The sequence below is a fragment of the Rhodococcus sp. DT1 genome (genome assembly GCF_049844875.1).
Taxonomy (GTDB): Bacteria; Actinomycetota; Actinomycetes; order Mycobacteriales; family Mycobacteriaceae; genus Rhodococcus.
The window spans coordinates 1-218 of the sequence record NZ_JBNCLW010000023.1 but is presented as its reverse complement, the minus strand read 5'-3'; the positions used below and the strand labels follow the sequence as shown (position 1 = coordinate 218).

General features: G+C 63.3%; 1 protein-coding gene. It reads left to right on the top strand.

Translation table 11 applies throughout. From position 1 onward, the window contains the following. Positions 1 to 14: 14 nt before the first annotated feature. A partial coding sequence (locus ACLQ3J_RS20960; protein WP_425904306.1) for a condensation domain-containing protein occupies positions 15 to 218 on the top strand: 204 nt, incomplete at its 3' end.

The following is a 218-nucleotide window of genomic DNA, read 5'->3' as shown; positions in this document are numbered from 1 at the left end:
CTGCGGAGCTCGAGCTGCCCGGTCTGAGTGTCTCGGGTGTGGACTTCGATGCGCAGATCGCCAAGTTCGATCTGCAGTTGACGTTGTCGGAGGGGTTTGCGGAGGACGGTTCGCCGGCCGGTTTCCGTGCGGAGTTCACCTATGCCACCGAGCTGTTCGATGCTTCGACGGTGGAGACGTTCGCGGATCGGTTCGTGCGGATCCTCGAGGCGGTGGTG